At 70.2% G+C, this 17,358-nt stretch carries 19 protein-coding genes; 13 read left to right on the top strand and 6 right to left on the bottom strand.

Annotation, left to right across the window (positions count from 1 at the left end; genetic code table 11):
* Positions 1-325 precede the first annotated feature (325 nt).
* Positions 326-688: a hypothetical protein gene (locus tag DSM104299_RS27310; RefSeq protein WP_272474834.1), complete on the top strand. Its 363-nt coding sequence runs from the start codon at positions 326-328 to the stop codon at positions 686-688.
* Positions 689-796: 108 nt separating this feature from the next.
* Entirely contained in the window at positions 797-1,237 is a 441-nt protein-coding gene (locus tag DSM104299_RS27305; RefSeq protein WP_272474833.1) for a hypothetical protein, read from the top strand.
* Between the two features lie 87 nt (positions 1,238-1,324).
* Here DSM104299_RS27305 and DSM104299_RS27300 read toward each other — a convergent pair whose 3' ends face one another.
* The 5 genes from DSM104299_RS27300 to DSM104299_RS27280 form a co-directional block, all read right to left on the bottom strand.
* Positions 1,325-1,540: a Rossmann-fold NAD(P)-binding domain-containing protein gene (locus DSM104299_RS27300; protein ID WP_349294605.1), complete on the bottom strand. Its 216-nt coding sequence runs from the start codon at positions 1,538-1,540 to the stop codon at positions 1,325-1,327.
* Positions 1,541-1,639: 99 nt separating this feature from the next.
* Positions 1,640-1,891 (bottom strand): hypothetical protein, encoded by a 252-nt coding sequence (locus DSM104299_RS27295; RefSeq protein WP_272474832.1) that lies wholly within the window; start codon positions 1,889-1,891, stop codon positions 1,640-1,642.
* A 540-nt stretch (positions 1,892-2,431) separates the two neighbouring features.
* Positions 2,432-3,553, bottom strand: a complete 1,122-nt coding sequence (locus tag DSM104299_RS27290; RefSeq protein WP_272474831.1) for an XdhC family protein — start codon at positions 3,551-3,553, stop codon at positions 2,432-2,434.
* Positions 3,550-4,545, bottom strand: a complete 996-nt coding sequence (moaA, locus tag DSM104299_RS27285; RefSeq protein WP_272474830.1) for a GTP 3',8-cyclase MoaA — start codon at positions 4,543-4,545, stop codon at positions 3,550-3,552. The genes DSM104299_RS27290 and moaA overlap by 4 nt, the downstream gene beginning before the upstream one ends.
* 6 nt (positions 4,546-4,551) lie before the next feature.
* Positions 4,552-5,169 carry a superoxide dismutase gene (locus tag DSM104299_RS27280; RefSeq protein WP_272474829.1) on the bottom strand — a complete coding sequence of 206 codons (618 nt, stop codon included), beginning with the start codon at positions 5,167-5,169 and terminating at the stop codon, positions 4,552-4,554.
* 206 nt (positions 5,170-5,375) lie between these two features.
* Here DSM104299_RS27280 and DSM104299_RS27275 point away from each other — a divergent pair, with 206 nt between their 5' ends.
* The 10 genes from DSM104299_RS27275 (at position 5,376) to DSM104299_RS27230 (ending at position 15,547) form a co-directional block, all read left to right on the top strand.
* Complete coding sequence (locus tag DSM104299_RS27275; RefSeq protein ID WP_272474828.1) at positions 5,376-5,786, top strand: RidA family protein; 411 nt, start codon at positions 5,376-5,378, stop codon at positions 5,784-5,786.
* A gap of 11 nt (positions 5,787-5,797) precedes the next feature.
* Positions 5,798-8,257 (top strand): xanthine dehydrogenase family protein molybdopterin-binding subunit, encoded by a 2,460-nt coding sequence (locus DSM104299_RS27270; RefSeq protein WP_272474827.1) that lies wholly within the window; start codon positions 5,798-5,800, stop codon positions 8,255-8,257.
* Entirely contained in the window at positions 8,254-9,120 is an 867-nt protein-coding gene (locus DSM104299_RS27265; RefSeq protein ID WP_272474826.1) for an FAD binding domain-containing protein, read from the top strand. Before DSM104299_RS27270 ends, DSM104299_RS27265 begins: the two co-directional genes overlap by 4 nt.
* Positions 9,121-9,131: 11 nt before the next feature.
* Positions 9,132-9,674 carry a (2Fe-2S)-binding protein gene (locus tag DSM104299_RS27260; RefSeq protein ID WP_272474825.1) on the top strand — a complete coding sequence of 181 codons (543 nt, stop codon included), beginning with the start codon at positions 9,132-9,134 and terminating at the stop codon, positions 9,672-9,674.
* Positions 9,581-10,336, top strand: coding sequence for a GntR family transcriptional regulator (locus DSM104299_RS27255; protein ID WP_272474824.1), 756 nt, complete (start codon positions 9,581-9,583; stop codon positions 10,334-10,336). Before DSM104299_RS27260 ends, DSM104299_RS27255 begins: the two co-directional genes overlap by 94 nt.
* A gap of 16 nt (positions 10,337-10,352) precedes the next feature.
* Complete coding sequence (locus tag DSM104299_RS27250; protein WP_272474823.1) at positions 10,353-11,726, top strand: amidohydrolase family protein; 1,374 nt, start codon at positions 10,353-10,355, stop codon at positions 11,724-11,726.
* A gap of 30 nt (positions 11,727-11,756) precedes the next feature.
* A complete protein-coding gene (locus tag DSM104299_RS27245) occupies positions 11,757-12,167 on the top strand; it encodes a metal-sulfur cluster assembly factor (RefSeq protein WP_272474822.1) in 411 nt (136 codons plus the stop codon).
* 2 nt (positions 12,168-12,169) lie between these two features.
* Positions 12,170-13,099, top strand: a complete 930-nt coding sequence (locus tag DSM104299_RS27240) for an alpha/beta fold hydrolase (RefSeq protein WP_272474821.1) — start codon at positions 12,170-12,172, stop codon at positions 13,097-13,099.
* A gap of 67 nt (positions 13,100-13,166) precedes the next feature.
* Positions 13,167-14,543, top strand: a complete 1,377-nt coding sequence (locus DSM104299_RS27235) for a hypothetical protein (RefSeq protein ID WP_272474820.1) — start codon at positions 13,167-13,169, stop codon at positions 14,541-14,543.
* Positions 14,544-14,719: 176 nt separating this feature from the next.
* Positions 14,720-15,547, top strand: a complete 828-nt coding sequence (locus tag DSM104299_RS27230; protein ID WP_272474819.1) for a fumarylacetoacetate hydrolase family protein — start codon at positions 14,720-14,722, stop codon at positions 15,545-15,547.
* 129 nt (positions 15,548-15,676) lie between these two features.
* Here the strand turns inward: DSM104299_RS27230 and DSM104299_RS27225 are convergent, their stop codons facing one another.
* Positions 15,677-16,657, bottom strand: a complete 981-nt coding sequence (locus tag DSM104299_RS27225) for a zinc-binding dehydrogenase (RefSeq protein WP_349294604.1) — start codon at positions 16,655-16,657, stop codon at positions 15,677-15,679.
* 102 nt (positions 16,658-16,759) lie between these two features.
* On the opposite strand from DSM104299_RS27225, the gene DSM104299_RS27220 reads away from it, so the two are divergent.
* Positions 16,760-17,191 (top strand): MarR family winged helix-turn-helix transcriptional regulator, encoded by a 432-nt coding sequence (locus DSM104299_RS27220; RefSeq protein WP_272474817.1) that lies wholly within the window; start codon positions 16,760-16,762, stop codon positions 17,189-17,191.
* Positions 17,192-17,358: the final 167 nt, after the last annotated feature.

Here is a 17,358-nt window from a genome sequence, read left to right as displayed (position 1 = left end):
TGGCGTCAGTTTCAGGCACTAGTGCTTGAAACCGGCGAGATGCCCGTGGATCACGTTGGATTCGTGTCGATTCAGCCCGCTGCCGGGCGCCCGCCGAGCGTCCCCGCCGGCGCACCGGGCGCTGGCCGGCGGACCCGCTGGACGAGGCACGGCGGCTTCGCAACGGGCTTGATGCGACTGTCGTGAACGGTTCCGATCTTCCGAGCGTCGCCTTCTACTACCCCGGCCGATGTGGCGAGCCTCGGACTACATCAAGAACTTGTTGTTGTTCTTCGACGGAGTCGCGTTGCTCGTCCCGTAGTACATGCTCGATCGTCCGTACTTCATGGACCCGTCGCTGGTCGAAGGGCTGCAGCATCACGAGCTGCTGCACGAGCTCGAACCTGAGTCCTTGATCGACAAGCAGGCGGCCGAGGCATCGGCCACCCAGCTCGGCGATCTGCTCGCGAGCGGCGCCCTAGATCACTTGGCTTCCTGGGACGCCGGTCCGCCGCCGTCGTGCGCACGCGACGCGCCGCGGCCACCAACCCGGCGCCGGCGCCGGCATCGACGACCGTCAAGCCGTCGAGCTTCTCGCCAGCCGACGTCATCCCTCTGCATAGGCATATATCTACAACAACCGACCGAAGTCGATCCAGATGCGCGCGAAGCTCTGCGTGCGTCACGCGAGGGTGATCGCAGTCGTTGAACCACATCGCCCAGGACCGGCATTTTGCGAGCGGTTCCGGCGGTCACAATGCCCCGAGTTGCCACCGAGGCAACACGTTTTCAACGATCCACACCCGGAGCAGACCGCATGAGCAAGACCACCAAGCACGCACTACGAGGGGCGCTCGGCTGTGGCGCCGCGCTCCTCCTCGCCGGACTCAGTTCCGCACCCGCGTTGGCCAGCGATTCCTACCTCAACGTGACTAAGTCGGGCCAATACATCGGACACGGTTACTTCTGGGACTCCCCGACTGGCAGTTCCTGTGCGAGCGGCCAAGAGGTCATCGGCGCGAATGACACGGTGGGGAGCGATGGGTACTCCATCCAGACCGACATCTGGTACACGAACTCCGAGGGTTACTCGTTCCACCTCTCGACTGTCGCGACTGCATCTGCTGGGTCCACGAAGACGGCCCAGAAGTGCGTGTCGTCGCTCGACGACGGCTACACAGTGCAGGTCAGATCATGCGCGCGCAACAGCAGCGGCGTTCTGTCCTACTGCAGCCCGATCTCGAGGCCCACGTCGTAGGCGTCCGTCGCCCGACAGGAGCGGCGACGCGCACCGCGTCGTCGCTCCTCGACGAGTCTCGGCGGCGGAAGCTGCGCAGCCGGTGACCTAGGCATCCAGCGCCTGTTCGATCGGGGTCTCGCCGCCGACCACCTCGTAGATACGGCCGGCGGTCCGGGCGCGGTCGAGGAGCGCCGCGAGCACGGCGGCGACGTCGTCCCGGGCGACCTCGTCGAACCGTGGGACGTCGGGTCCGACCACGTCGCCGACCGTCAGCTCGACGGTGCCGTCGACGGGGTCGTCGGTCAGCACACCGGGCCGCAGGACCGTCCAATCGCGTCCCGGTGGTAGTTCACCGTCACCGTCATCGCGGCCTGCGCATTGCCGACGAGATGTGCGGGGGCGTCGAGGACGTCGCCAACGTCACGAGCAGGAGGGGGCGTGGACGATCTGCCAGAGGCCGTGGACGGTCAGGCGCGCCGCGCGGATGTTCTCCTCGAGCGCAGCGATGTCGTCGGCCTCGGTCGTGGTTTCGCGGGCGTCGAGGCTGGTGATGATCGACATCGCGACATCGGCGCGCAGCCACTGCAGCTGGGCGAGATGACCGCGCGTCATCGTCACCCGTGCCGGCCTCTGGTCCTGCTCCCCCGCCGCCCAGCCGATGGTGTCCAGCACCGCGATCGCGTCGCAGAAGGTCGACGCGGCGGCCAGCAGCGTGGAGGGTTCCAGGTCACGGGCCTAGGCGGGCCGGCGACGCTAGCTCCACGCGCGAGAAAGGCGAAGCGACCCCCCGCAGCGGGCCGCGCCAGGCACTGGCCCCTTCAGGCACTGGGATTCCCCAGTGCCTGGAACCTCCAGAATCGCCGGGAATCCCCGGCAATCCGCACCACCAGCGCGTCCACCGAGCACCGCTAAAACTCCTGCAAAGCGCCCACTTCTGTCGCGCAGACTTCTTGCATCACACCCAGGCGCTCTTCGATCGACTTCCGCGAGAGCGCGTCGTCGGCTAGCTACCCGTGGTTCGGGTGGATTGCTGTGGGTCTAGGCCGTGAGACGGGTCCGTGGCCTAATGGGCTGTTGGCGTATGACTTGCTGTTCGGCGGGACTCGTCGTACTGGTGGGGCGGGCGCCGGTCATCTGAAGCCGACGGTTCTCGGCGACCATCTCGAGCTGTCCGCGCAGGCCGGCCGGACCCGGGCCGAGCGCCCCCCGTCGTCACGCGTCTCCCCCGAGGTGGGCGTGAATCGCGCCGCGGACGCCGACCAGCGGCTCGCCGCCGCGGCCGTTGCGGCGGGCGACGATCTCCGCGAGGATCGCGATCGCCGCCTCCTCGGGCGTGCTGCTGCCGATGTCGAGTCCACAGGGCGCCATCACGCGTGCCAGCTCCGCCTCTCGGACGCCGAGCTCGAGCAGGCGCCGGTTGCGGTCGGCGGTCGTCTTGCGGCTGCCAAGGGCGCCGATGTACCCGGCGCCCGTGGCGAGCGCGCCGCGCAGCGCCGGCTCGTCCAGCTTCGGGTCGTGGGTGAAGACGAGGATGGCGTCGCGTGGGCCGAGCTCGTGGCCCTCGAGCGCGTCCTGAGGCCAGCCGACGACGATCTCGGCCACCGACGCGTAGCGGGGCGAGCGGATGAACGGCTCGCGCGGGTCGACGATCGTCACCCGGTAGCCCAGCGCCGCGGCGAGCGGGGCGAGGGCGGCGGAGAAGTCGATCGCGCCGAAGATCAGCATGCGCGGCGGCGTCGCGAACGAGCGGACGTGGACCGCCAGCTCGGCGCCGAGCACGGCACCGTCGGCGCCGTAGCGACGTATCCCGGTGCGGCCCTGGGCGAGCAGCCCGGCGGCGTCGCGGGTAACCGAGGCGTCGAGCAGCTCGGGGCCTCTGAGCGAGCCGACCGCCTCGCCGTCGATCACCGCCAGCTTGGAGCCGGCCCCCGCGCCGTCGAGGAGGGTCGCCACGGCGACCGGGCGCCCGGCGGCGATCGCCCGGCGGGCGGCCAGCTCGACGTCGCCGGCCGCGCCGGACAGCTCGTGGACGAAGATGTGGACGGTGCCGCCGCAGGTGAGCCCGACCGTGCCGGCGAGCTGGTCGGAGATCCCGTAGGTGACGGTTCGCGGCGGACCGCCGGCGAGGACGTTCCGTGCCTCGGTCGCGACGGCGCCCTCGACGCAGCCGCCGGTGATCGATCCTTCGATCTCGCCGCTCTCGGCGACCAGCATCGAGGCGCCGGCGTCGAGTGGCGCCGAGCCCTCGACCTCGATCAGCAGCGCGCAGACGACGCGCTTGCCCTGCTCGAGCCAGCTAGCTCCGACCTCGGTGGTGCGCTGCGTGGTGTTCATCCGCCGATCGCCGACATCGTTCGCTCCGGCTGCACGAACCCGGGCTCGTTGACCCGGTGCTTGAGCTCCTTGCGCCAGACCGCCGCGCGCACGATCCGCTCCAGCTCGTCGTCGTCGGCTCCCTCCCGCAGCGGTCCGCGCAGATCGGTCTCGCCGAGCGAGAAGAGGCAGGTTCGGAGCCGGCCGTCGGCGGTGAGACGAATCCGGTTGCAGTCCGCGCAGAACGGTTCGGAGACGGGGTTGACGAAGCCGATCCGGCCGCGCCCGTCGGCGAAGCGGTAGACGCGGGCGGTCGAGTGGCGCTCACGCGGGCAGGGGACGAGCGGGTGCTCGGCTTCGATCGCGGCCCGGATTTCCTCACCAGTGAGCACCTGGCCGGCGTCCCAGCTGCGGTCGGCGTCGAGCGGCATGAACTCGATGAAGCGGACCTCGTAGTCGTGCTCACGGGCGAAGCGGGCGAAGGGAATCGCCTCGGTCTCCGTGAAGCCGCGGATGCCGACCGCGTTGACCTTGACCGGGTGCGCCTGCGGGAGCGCGGCCAGCGCCGCCAGCCCGCGCAGGACCTGCGGCAACGCGTCGCGCCGGGTCAACGCGTAGAAGCGGTCGCGCTGCAGCGAGTCGATCGAGACGTTGAAGCGGTCGACCCCGGCGCCGACCAGCGCCGCAGCGTGGCGTTCGAGCAGGTAGCCGTTGGTGGTCAGCGCCAGCTCCTCGACGCCCGGCGTCGAGCGCAGCAGCTTGGCCAGGCGCGGCAGGTCGCGGCGAACCAGCGGCTCGCCGCCGGTCAGTCGCACGCTGCCGACACCCATCGAGGCCAACAGGCCGACGAGCCGGCCGATCTCCTCGAAGCTCAGGATCTCCTCCCGCTCCAGCCAGGGCAGGCCGTCCGCCGGCATGCAGTACTGGCAGCGGAAGTTGCAGCGGTCGGTCACGGAGACGCGGACGTCGCCGATGTCCCGGCCGTGGCCGTCTCTGAGCTGCTCGCGCACCATGTGCGGTTAGTTCCGCGAAGCCGTCGCTTCCTCGTAGCGCGCTCCGACCTTCGCCCAGTCGACGACATTCCACCAGGCCTTCAGGTACTCGGGCCGGCGGTTCTGGTAGCTGAGATAGTAGGCGTGCTCCCAGACGTCGTTGCCGAGCAGCGGCTGCCGGCCGTCGGAGACGGGGTTGTCCTGGTTGGCGGTGGTGACGATCGCGAGCGAGTCGCCGTCGGCGACCAGCCAGACCCAGCCGGAGCCGAAGCGGGCGATGCCGGCCGCCTCGAACTGCTCCTTGAACGCCGCGAACGAGCCGAAGGCCGCGTCGATCGCAGCGGCCAGCGCGTCATTCGGCTCACCGCCGCCCGTCGGGCTCATCGACTCCCAGAACAGCGTGTGGTTGAGGTGGCCGCCGCCGTTGTTGCGGACCGCTGCCCGCTTCTCCTCGGGGACCGAGCCAAGGTCGGCGATCAGCTCGGCGATCGGCCGCTCGGCGTGCTCGGTTCCCGCCAGCGCTGCAGTGACCTTGTCGACGTAGGCCTGGTGGTGCTTGTCGTGGTGCAGGCGCATCGTCTGGTCGTCGACGTGGGGCTCGAGCGCGTCGTAGGCGTAGGGGAGGGGCGGAACTTCGAAGGGCATTGACTGCTCCTTTGCGCGGGGGCGGGGCCCCGGAATCGGCACTTGACAAAGTACATACTGCATGTAATGTACCCATGATGCAAGTGCCCTCTGCAACTACATACTGCATGTAGTCCTCCCGACATGACGCAAGCACAACCCTCTCCCACCACCTCTCCCACCACCTCTCCGGCACCCGCGCACCGCGCGGCGGGCGCGCACTCCGCATGAGGCGCGCGTTGTTCACCGACCCGCGCGAGCCGGTCTTCGACAGTCACTTCTCCCCCGGCTTCCTCGCTGGTCCGCTGGTCTTCGTCTCCGGGCAGCTGCCGCTCGACGAGCGCGGCGCCGTCGAGGGTGGCGACGACGTCGAGGCGCAGGCCCGCCGCGTGTTCCGCAACATCGAGCGCGTGCTCGCGGAGGCCGAGGCGACGCTGCGCGACGTGGTTCAGGTGAACGTCTTCCTGCTCGACATCGGCGACATCCCGCGCATCGCGAACCTGCGGCGGGAGCTGTTCGGCGAGCATCCGCCGGCGTCCACGGCGGTCGAGGTCTCCGGGCTGGTGGTGCCCGGCTGCAAGATCGAGATCAACGCGGTGGCGCTGCGCGACGGCGCCTGGGTCGCCGACAGGAGCTAGGAGCTAGGCGCATGGCCACGGTCGAGACCGAAACGCACTCAGGCCCGCTGATCGGACGCCCGATGCGGCGCAAGGAGGACATGCGGCTGCTGACCGGCCGCGCGCGGTTCCTCGAGGACATCAAGCTGCCGGGGACGCTCTTCGCGAGCGTGCTTCGCAGCCCGCACGCGCACGCCCGGATCCGCGGGATCGACGTCGAGCGGGCCCGCTCGATGCCCGGCGTGCACGCCGTGCTCACCGGCCGTGACCTGGACGGCAAGGTCGTCGCCTGGGGCCATCAGACACAGGCGCTTCCCGTCGGTGAGCGGCTGCCGTTCGCGTTGGACAAGGTCTACTACGAGGGCCAGGAGATCGCCGCCGTGGTGGCCGACAGCAAGCACCTGGCGGCCGACGCGCTGGAGGCGATCGAGGTCGACTACGAGATCCTGCCCGCCGTCGTCGACGTCGAGGCGGCGATGGAGCCCGGCGCCCCGCAGGTGATCGAGCACATCGACTACCCGCGCGGCGAGGGCAACGTCTTCGACCTCTACAAGGCCCGCATCGGCGACATCGCGGAAGCCGAGCGCGAGGCCGCGGTCCACGTCCGCGGCACGTTCGTCACGAACCGCCCGCATGGCGCAGCGCTCGAGGTGCACGGGTGCATCGCCGACTACGACACCCGCGAGGGACACCTGACGGTCTACAGCTCGACCCAGTCGGTGTACCTGCTGCGCGACCTGCTCGCCGAGTCGTTGCACGTCCCGGCCAACCGCATCCGCGTGATGGCCTACGACATCGGCGCCGGCTTCGGCTCCAAGGCCGACCTGTTCCAGCACGAGGTGATCGCCTCGGTCCTCGCGATGATGCTGGGCCGCCCGGTGCAGCTCGTGCTGTCGCGCGCCGACGTGTTCCGCGCCACCACCGCGCGCTGCAACCAGGTCCGCTACGCCGAGCTGTTCGTCGCCGCGGACGGGATGATCCTCGGCTACCGCGACCGCATCGTCCACAACGCCGGCGCCGTCTCGATGTGGGGCAACCAGATCCTGCCGCTCGGCACCCACATCGGGCTGGCCGCCTACCCGATCCCCAACGTCTACATCGACGGCTACGCGGTCCACACGAACACGACGTCGGGCGGGGCGCTGCGCGCGTTCGGGGTGCCGCAGCAGATCTTCCCGATGGAGTCGCTGGTCGAGATGGCCGCGAAGGAGCTCGGGATGCATTCGGCCGAGCTGCGGATGAAGAACGTGCCGCGGGCCGAGGAGTGCCCGCGGACGAGCCCGATGGGCCACTACATCGACAGCACCAGCATCCACGCCTGCATCCAGAAGGTGACCGAGGCGATCGGCTGGGACGAGCACCGCGCCAACCGGCGCCCCGGCGAGGGCCTGGGCATGGCGATCGCGCTCAAGCACACGAGCTGCCGGCACCCGTCGGTCGACACCGACGTCTCGTCGGTGCGGATGAAGATCGAGACCGACGGCACGGTCACCCTCCACTCGAGCGACGTGCCGCACGGCCAGGGCCACGAGACGATGGTCTCGCAGATCGTCGGCGACATCCTTGGCGTCGACTTCGACAAGATCCGGGTCCGCAGCTCCGACACCGAGACCACGGTCTTCGGGCTCGGCACCTGGGGCAGCCGCGGCGCCGCGATCCTCGGTGCCGCCGTCCAGGCCGCCTCCGAGCGGGTGCGGGAGAGGATGCTGCAGCTGGCCGGGCACCTGCTGGAGGTCAACCCGGACGACCTCGAGGTCGGGGGCGACCGCGTCTTCGTCAAGGGCTCGCCCAACTCCGGCATGTCGATCGCCGAGGTGGCCGGCGTGGCGGGCTACGCGACGCACTCGCTGCCGGAGGGCTTCGAGCCCGGCTCGCTCGAGGCCACGGCCACGTACGACTCGCCGACCGATCTGCTGACCGACGAGAGCTACGGCAACATCAGCGTCACCTACTCGGGCGGAGCGCACGCGGGGCGGGTCCACGTCGACGTCGAGACCGGGATCTGGAAGATCGTCGACTACGCGATGGTGCACGACACGGGCGTGGTCGTGAACCCGCTGATCGTCGACGGCCAGCACCACGGCGGGTTCCTGCACGGCTTCGGCATGGTCTTCGGCGAGGGCCTCCGCTACGACGACGAGGGCCACATGCTCAACCCGAGCTTCGCCACGTACGCCGCGCCGTACGCGCCGGACCTGCCGGACCTCTCCAACCTGCATGAGATCCCGGCCCCGTCTCGGGTCGTGCCCGGCGGACGCAAGGGCGCCGGCGAGTCGGCGACCGCGCAGCCGCCGGCGGTGGTCGCCAACGCGATCGAGGACGCGATCGGCATCCGCTTCACGATCCTGCCGATCACGCCCGACCACGTGCTCGCCGCATTGCGCGAGAAGGAGCGACGCGGGGTCGACCACCTCACGTACCCCTACGACGTCGCCGACGCCCCCGGGCCGCACGAGTGGCGCGGCGTGGGCCACGGGGAGGCGAGCAGATGAAGCCGTTCCGCTATGTCCGTCCCGGCTCGTTGGAGGAGGCGACCGCGGTCCTGGCCGGGAACGCCGGCGACGCGTGCGTGATCGCCGGCGGGCAGAGCCTGCTGCTGGGCATGAAGGACCGCCGCGAGCGGCCGAGCGTCCTCGTGTCGCTGCAGGACGTGCCCGAGACGCGCGGCATCTGCTACGCGGACGACGGCACGCTGACGCTCGGCGCCGCCACGACGTACTGGACGCTCCACACGCATGACCTGCCCAAGGGGGCGCATGCGATCCTGCCCGAGATCGCGGGCGACATCGCCGACGTCCCGGTCAGGCGCATGGGCACCGTCGGGGGCGCGCTGTGCCAGGCCGAGCCGGCCTTCGACTTTCCCCTCGCCGCGGTGCTCGGCGACGCGGAGCTCGAGCTCGCCTCCAGCCGCGGCACGCGCCGGTTGGCGGCCGCCGACTTCCTGCACGGGCCGCGTAAGACCGACCTCGCGCCCGACGAGGTGCTCGCGCGCATCCACTTCCCCGCCAGCGCGCCCACGGTGCGGTCGGGCTTCGTCAAGCACCGCCTGCGGCGCTTCGACTCGGCGATCGCGTCGGCGGGATGTCTGATCGATGTCGACGCCGCCGGTCGTGTGGTCGCGGCCAACGTCGCGTGCGGGGCGGTGTGTCCGGTGCCCACGCGCCTGACGGCGGTCGAAGAGGCGCTCGTCGGCCGCGGCGTCGAGGAGGATCTGGCGGCCATGGCTCGAAGCCGGGCGTCCGACGGGCTGCCCGACGAGCTGGCAAATCCGATGATCATGGCCGGCTACAAGCGCGACGTCCTGCCCGTGCTCGTGTATCGCGTCGTTGCCGCCGCCACCAACGGGAGGGACTGAGCGTGGAGCACGTGTCGGTAACCATCAACGAGCGTCCGTTCGAGGCGGAGGTCGACGAGCGCACGCTGCTGATCGACCTGATTCGCGACGAGGCCGGGCTCACCGGAACGCATGCCGGCTGCTGGGAGGCGCGCTGCGGCTGCTGCGCCGTGCTGGTCGACGGCGGCTCGGTGAAGTCCTGCAACGTCCTCGCCCTCCAGGTCGACGGAGCGCACATCACCACCGTCGAGGGCCTGGCGCGCGAGGAGCTGCTGCCGTTCGGTGACGGCGCCGGTGTGCCGGTCGAGGCGCGCGGCGTCGACGTCGGGTCCCTGCACCCGCTGCAGGCCGCGTTCCGCGACCACGGCGCCGTGCAGTGCGGCTTCTGCACGCCGGGCATGCTGTTGGTGCTGGTCGACCTGCTCGACCGCAACCCGGATCCCACCGATGAGGAGGTCCGCGAGGCGATCCGCGGCAACCTGTGTCGCTGCACCGGCTATCAGAAGATCGTCGAGGCGGCGCTCGACGCCGCTCAGCGCCTGCGGGCGGCCCGCTCGGTGGCGAGCGGCTCATGACGCGACGCAGCCCGGTACACCCGCTGCAGAACGTCTCGCTCGTCGACCAGGTCGTCGGCACGCTGCGCGATCGCATTGACAACGGCGAGCTCGAGCCCGGTGCGGTTCTGCGGATCGACGAGCTCGCGCGCGAGCTCGGGGTGTCGCGCACGCCGGTCCGCGAAGCGATCTCGGCGCTCGAGGCCCAGGGCGTCGTCGTGCGCCGCACGAACTATCCGCCGACCGTCTTCACGCCGTCTCGCTCAGAGGTGCTCGAGTGCTACGAGATGCGCACGGTCCTCGAGCCGCTGGCGGCGAGCTTCGCGCTCCCGAACCTGGCGGACGAGGCCCTGGATCACCTCGAGGCGCTCGTGTCCGCGATGGATCAGGTCGGCAGCCCGAACTTCTTCGCCCTGAACCGTGAGTTCCACGAGGGGCTGTACCAGGCGGCGGACCGGCCGTTCCTGCTGGAGACCATCGACGGTCTCATCCGGCGGTCTGACCCGTACATCCGCATCTACTTCAAGACGCACGACCTCGAGGAGACGCAGCGCGGCCACCGCCGGATCCTCGACTCCCTGCGTCGACGCGACGACGCTGAGCTGCAGTCGGCGATCGTCGACCACCTGCAAGGGGTGGTCAACGGGATGCTCGATGTCATCGACGGCGACGGGCCGGAATGAGAGGGGTGCAGAACGCGTGACCACCATCGTGATCCACAACTGCGACGTCATCGACGGGATGGGCAACGCGCCGCGGCGCGGAGTCGACGTCGTGATCGAGGGCAGCCGCATCCAGTCGGTCGAGGCGGCGGCGACGGACGGCGCGGCGCAACCGGGACCGGCCGACGCCGTGCACATCGACGCAAGCGGCAAGACGCTGATGCCCGGCCTGATCGACGCCCACTGCCACATGACCTACGGCGAGTCGATGACGCAGGAGGAGCAGGACATCTTCACCAGCGTCGAGGGCCGCACGCTGCGAGCGGCGTGGAACGTGCAGAAGGTCCTCGCGGCCGGCGTCACCGGCATCTCGCAGCCGGGCGGCAGCTACTTCATCGGCGTCGCGATCCGCGACGGCATCGCCGAGCGTCGGATCAAGGGCCCGCGGATGACCTCCGCCGGCCGTTACATCACCACCAGCAACGGGCTGACCGACTGGTACCCCGACGACGCCGGCGTGATCGAGGGCGGCATCGGCATCCGCTGCAACACCCTCGACGCGATGATCGCCGAGGTTCGGCGACAGGTGAAGAACGGCGTCGACTTCATCAAGCTCGCCGACAGCCCCTTCGGCGACTACCAGTCCTTCCGCGATGAGGAGCTGGTGACGATCGCGGACCTCGCGCACCAGCTCAACAAGCGCTGCACCATCCACGCGCGCGGGAACGCCGAGACGCGCGCCGCCGTGCTGGCCGGCTTCGACTGGATCATGCACGGCAACCTGCTGACCGAGTCCACCGTCGAGCTGCTCGCCGAGCGCCAGACGCCGCTCGTGCCCACGCTCCTGCTGCTCGAGGTGTGGGCCGAGTACGGCGACCTGATCGGCTCGCCGCCGTTCATCGTCGAGGCCTCGAAGCGGATGCTCGAGCGCACCGCGGAGAGCCTCCACATGTGCCGCGCGGCAGGCGTCAAGCTCGTCGTCGGGACCGACACCGGCTTCGCGATGACGCCCTACGGCGAGTGGCACGCCAAGGAGCTGGAGCTGCTCATGAAGTACGGCGGCCTGACGGAGCTCGAGGCGATCACCGCCGCCACCTACAACGCCGGCGTCACGCTCAACCTGGAGAACGAGATCGGCGGGGTCGCGCCGGGCATGCTCGCCGACCTGCTCGTCGTCGACGGCGATCCGTCGCAGGACATCGCGGTCCTCCAGGACCCGGCGCGGATCGAGACGATCATCCTCGACGGCGAGGTGGTCGATGTCGACCGCGACCTGGAGTCGTGGTCGAACGAGTCCTCGATGACCTACACGCACGGCTACCTGACGCGCGACGTCGTGAGCGCGGCGGGCGCCGGCGAGCCTCCGGCGATGCCGATCGTGCGCACCCGCGCCAACCCGATCGCCGAGTGACGTTCAACCAAGGAGGTACCAGCGATGCGCGTGGACACCGAGCAGGTCAGACAGATCCTGGGCGAGGTCATCGACCCCGAGCTCGGCATCAACATCGTCGATCTCGGCATGCTTCAGGGCGTCGAGATCGAAGGCGGGCGCGTCGAGGTCAGTCTGAGCCTGACGTCGATGAGCTGTCCCTTCTGGGAGCTGTTCTCGGAGCAGGTGACCGCGGCGGTACGCACGGTCGAGGGCGTGGAGGACGTGGTCGTGCACTTCGACCGGGGACGCCCGTGGTCGCCGGACCTCATGACCGACGAGGCGCGCGCCAACCTCGAGACGGTCGGGCTGATGCCGCCGCGCTTCCGGCAGCCGTGCGCCGGTCAGCCGGCGCACAGTCAGCTCATCTCGCTGATGCCCGCGGTCCTCGCCCGCAGCGCGCGTGCCGCTAAGGAGCGCTGAGCATGACCGCAGGTCCGTCGCTGTGGCTCGACGCGCTCGGACTCGAGGTGCGCTTCCGTGATGTCAGCGGCATCCGGACGCGCTGCCTCGAGGCGGGCGACGGTCCGCCGGCGATCGTGATGCACGGCATCGAGGCGTCCGCCGAGAACCACGTTCGCAACCTGGCGGCACTCGGGACCCGGCGGCGCGTCGTGGCGCCGGACCTGCTGGGCCATGGGCTGACCGACAAGCCCGACGGCGGCTACGACATCGCCGACTACGGGCGTCACGTGCTCGCGCTGATGGACGCCCTCGGCATCGAGCGCGCCGATCTCGTCGGGCAGTCCCTGGGTGGCTGGATCGCGTGCTGGCTGGCGCTCGAGGCGCCCGACCGCGTGGGCGCGCTGGTGCTCAACACGATGGCCGGGCTGCCGGTCGCCGGCGCCGACGGCTGGGAGGCCTTCGCCGGGCTCGTCGCGCGCAGCGCCCAGGCGGTCGAGTCGTTGGACCGCGCGCTGATCCGGCGCCGGCTCGAATGGGTCGTCGCGGACGCGACGACCGTCACCGACGAGCTGGTCGAGCTGCGCCGCCGCCTGTGGGATCAGCCGGGGTGGCAGCGCATCGCCGGGCGCGTCGTCACGCTGCTGACGCCCGAGCGCTACGTGCCCCAGCAGATCGACGAGGCGGCGCTCGCGCGCATCGAGGCCCCGGTGCTCGTGCTGTGGACGCGTGCCAATCCGGTCCACGGCCTCGACGCCGCCGAGCGCGCGGTCGCGGCGCTGCCGCGCGGACGGCTGGCGATCGTCGAGGACGCCGGGCACTGGCCGCAGTTCGAGCAGCCCGACGCCTTCAACGCCGCCGTTCTCGACTTCCTGCCGGATCCGTCGACGACCGGAGGTGGATCCCGAACAGCCTCGCGAGGGGAAGCGAGGAACACCACGACGGCTGCGTGAGTTGGGCCCGGCCGGTCGGTCGGTGAGTGCAGGGAAGTGTGACAGGTCAAAGGAGGAGGAGAGGGATATGTTCAAGTTTCAGACGACGACGCAGCTCTTTGCCGAGGACATCCTGTACTCGGTCGCCGCGGCGTCGGTCATCCTCATCGTGCTCGGGCTCACGCTCGTCGACGTGGGACTCGCGCGGCGCAAGAACTCGCTCGACACAGCCGTGCAGAAGCTGGCCGCGTCGTTGATCGCCGGTCTCGCGACGTTCGTCGTCGGCTACGCCATCTGGGCGTGGCAGTTCTACCAGGCGTTCGGCCTGACGCTCGGCGACTCGCTCAGGGACTTCTGGATCGGCGGCCGCGGCATGACGAGCTTCGCCGGGCACATCGATCCGGCCGCGATCCCGTCCGCCGACGTGCAGCAGATCTTCGTCGTCTTCTTCGCGACGTTCTCGATGGCCACGATGGCGTTGATCCACTCGAGCGTCTTCGAACGCATCAAGCCGCTGCCGCTGTACTCGATGGCGCTCGTCGTCGGCCTCGTGCTGTCGCCGTTCGCCGGCTACCTGTGCTGGGGCTCCGCGTCCTGGCTGACCAACCGCGGCGTGCACGACCTCGAGGGCGTCTTCCCGCTCTACATCTTCGCCGGGACCTTCGCGCTCGTGCTCAACTGGCGGCTCAAGCCGCGGCTCGGCTCGCTGCGACCCGACCCGCGCGGCATCGGCCCCGCGCCGTCGAACAAGGCGCTCGCGGTCGCGGGCGTCATGTTGATCCTGTTCGCGGTGCCGCTGCTCGTGCTCGGCTCCGGCTACTACGTTCCCGGCCAGGGCTACCTCGGCATCTCGCTGACCTCCAGCGGCTGGGGCATCGCGTTCATCAACGTGGTCGTCGCCTACGCCGCCGGCGCGCTCTCGGGGACGATCGTCGCCTACCGGACGCGCGAGTGGGTCTGGGTCGCGCTCGGACCGATCGCCGGCATCGTCATCAGCGGCACGATGATCGACATCGCTCATCCGTGGGTGATCATGATCGTTGCCCTGTTCGGCCCTCCGGTCGCGCTCCTCACGCGGCGGGTCGCGTTTCGCTTCGGCATCGACGACGCCAAGGTGGTGCCGCTCGGGCTCGGCTGCGGCGTCGTCGGCGCGATCGCCTGCGGCTTCATCGAGTGGGGCACGAAGACCGGGGGGTACTTCGGCGCGACCGGCGACTATGCGCTGCGCCACGCGGAGATCAATCCGGGTTGGCAGGCCATCGGTGTGCTGGCGATCGTCGCGCTTGCCGGCGTCTCCTCGCTCCTGATGGCGCTGTTCTTCGAGAAGGTCGGCGGCCTGCGCGTCTCCGAGGCGACGGAGATCGAGGGATTCGACCGCGCGTACTGGGGCGAGTCGAACTCCGACGACGAGGCGATTGCCGTCCTCGACGAACGGGAGCTCGTCCTGAGCGGTCTCGCGGACTGACCGGTCGGCTGTAGCGCTGACCGGCTTGGCCGCGACATTTGGTCCGAGCGCAAACCCTCGCCATCGAGGATCTTTGGACAACCGGCGATCCCGTCGGTTGTCCAGAGATCCGATGGTCCCACCGCACCGCCCTCCCGAGCATTACATGTAGTATGTGATCTATGCGGTATGCAACGTTGGAGATCGACGGCACATCGCACGTCGCGGTCGGTCAAGGCGATTCCTGGGCGCTCGTTCAGGGAGGCGTGGGTCTCACGCTTGCCGACGCGATCGCGCTCGACCCCGCTGAGCGCGCGGCAGCGCTCGCGCCCGGGGCGCTCGCGCCCGACTCCGCCGTGCTGCGCGCGCCGCTGCGGCCTGGCAGCGTCGTGGCGATCGGGCTCAACTACCTCGACCACATCCGTGAGACCGGCCTCGAGCGGCCTGAGCGACCGCTGGTGTTCGCAAAGCTGCGCTCATCGATCATCGGGCCCGATGAGCCGATTCGCATCGACCCTGCCCTGACTCGGCAAGTCGACTGGGAGGTCGAGCTCGCGGCCGTCATCGGTCGCCGCTCGCGCGACGTGAGCGTCGACGAAGCGCTCGACGCCGTCTTCGGCTACACGGTCGCCAACGACATCTCTGCGCGTGACCTGCAGTTCTCCGACGGTCAGTGGATCCGAGGCAAGAGCCTCGACACCTTCGGCCCGATCGGTCCGGTCGTGGTGACTGGCGATGAGCTCGGCGACCCGCAGTCGCTGGCGCTGAGGACGCGCGTCAACGACGACACGGTGCAGGACTCCAGTACCGCGGAGATGCTGTTCGGAGTGGCCGAGCTGATCGCCTTCTGCTCACGCTCGTTCACGCTCGAGCCGGGCGATCTGCTGCTCACCGGCACGCCGTGGGGCTGCGGCGGCTTCATGTCGCCTCCGCGCTTCTTGGCGCCGGGCGACGTCGTGGAGGCCGAGGTCGCCGGCATCGGCATTCTGCGCAACCCCGTGTTGGCGTCCTCGCTCTGCCGGTGAGACCACGAGCACCCACTTCGCCCGAGTCGACGCCGCCGACTAGGCCGCCTCCGTCACGCGGTAGAGCCGGTCAGCGGGCGGTTGGCGGCGGTCGGGCAGCGCTTCATCGTCGGTGACGTCCTGGGCGATCTAGCGCCCCGTCGACACCACCAGCTTGCCGGCGACGCGGTCGTGCTGCATGTCGTCGTGGGCTGTTGCGATCTCGTCCATGGTGTAGGTCTTGGCGATCGGCACCGTCGCCTCGCCGGTGGCGACCCCGTCCAGGAAGTCCTGCAGGACGGCCGGCGGTAGGTCGGACGCGTCGCCGGAGTAGCCGGTGAGGTGCACGCCGTTGGGCAGGTAGCCGGCTGGGTAGAAGTCCGGCACGGTCCACTCGTTGGAGAGGTAGCCGGCGCTGCAGACCACGCCGTGCAGGCGCGTGGCCTCCAGGCTGTCGCGCAGCGTCGGCGCGCCGACGAGCTCGAGCGTCGCGTCCACCCCATCGGCCGCGAGCTCGCGCACACGTGAGGCGATCACGCCTTCGTCGCGCAAGACGTGGTCGACGCCAGCCTCGCGCAGCGCGCCGGCCTTGGCCTCGGACCGCGTCGTGGCCAGGACGGTCAGGCCGCCCCGCTTGGCGAGGATCGCGGCGGTCAGGCCGACCGACGACGTTCCGCCGCGGATCAGGAGCGTCTGGCCGGCTTGCGCGTCGAGCCCGACGGTCAGCGCGCCGTAGGCGGTCTGCAGCGTCTCCGGCACGGCGCCCAGCGTCGTCCACGGCAGCTCGCTGCGGAACGGGATCGCTTGCGTGACCGGCACGCACGTGAACTCCGCGTAGCCGCCGTCGAACCGGCGGCCCATCCCGCCCATCATCGCGACGACCTGCTGGCCGACTGTCAGCTCGCCGCCGGGGCAGGCCGCGACCACGCCGGTCGCCTCGATCCCCAGCACGCGCGGGAACGTGACTTCGGGGTCGGCGAGCCCGAGCCGCGTCTTCAGCTCCGAGCGGTTCAGCCCGAAGGCCTTGACCTCGATGAGGACCCAGCCGGGATCGGGCCGGGGAACGGGGTGCTCGCGGACGACGAGCGCCTCGGGCGGCGCGGGCGCCGCGTCGAGGACGACGGCCCGCATGAAGGAGGGGAGAGGGGGCATGCGTCGAGCGTAGCGCATATACATTCCACGGAAGCAAGTTCTGCGGAACCAGCTTCCGCGCGATGCGCTAGCGTCCGCTGTGTGACCGACCTGTCCGTTCTCTTCGCTGACCTCGTGCGCCTGGAGATCGAGCTGTGGGACGCCATCGAGGGGCGGCTGCGCGCGGAGCTGGGCGTCGGGCTGGGCACCGCGCAGACACTCGCCGTGGTCGCCGCGGTGGAGGGCTGCCGTGTCTTCGACATCGTGCGCGAGCTGTCGATCACCGTCGGCGGCGCGAGCAAGACGGTCGACCGCCTCGAGCGCCACGGCCTCGTCACCCGCCGGCCGCACCCGAACGACCGCCGCTCGTCGGTGATCGCCCTGACGCGCACAGGCGCCACGACCCACGCCAACGCGCAACGGCTGATCGCCGCCGTGCTGGAGACGCGCATCGGCGGAGTCCTCTCGGACCGCGCGCTCGACCAGCTCCACCGCTCGACCACCAAGCTGCGCGCCGCGCTGGCGGCGGGCTAGTTCCCTGAGTCGGCAGAGACCAACCGCACAGGGCCGCCCCGTTGGCCGACTGCTCCAACGGCAGCGATCCGCCACGGGCCAAGTTCACCGTAGGAAGCGCTGTGCCTGATGCAGCTTCGCGGAGCGGACCGTCGGTCCGATACCCCGTGGTTTCGGGCGGATTCCTG

The sequence above is a fragment of the Baekduia alba genome, assembly GCF_028416635.1.
Taxonomy (GTDB): Bacteria; Actinomycetota; Thermoleophilia; order Solirubrobacterales; family Solirubrobacteraceae; genus Baekduia; species Baekduia alba.
The sequence above is the reverse complement of the archived record's forward strand: the minus strand, read 5'-3'. Positions and strand labels throughout refer to the sequence as shown.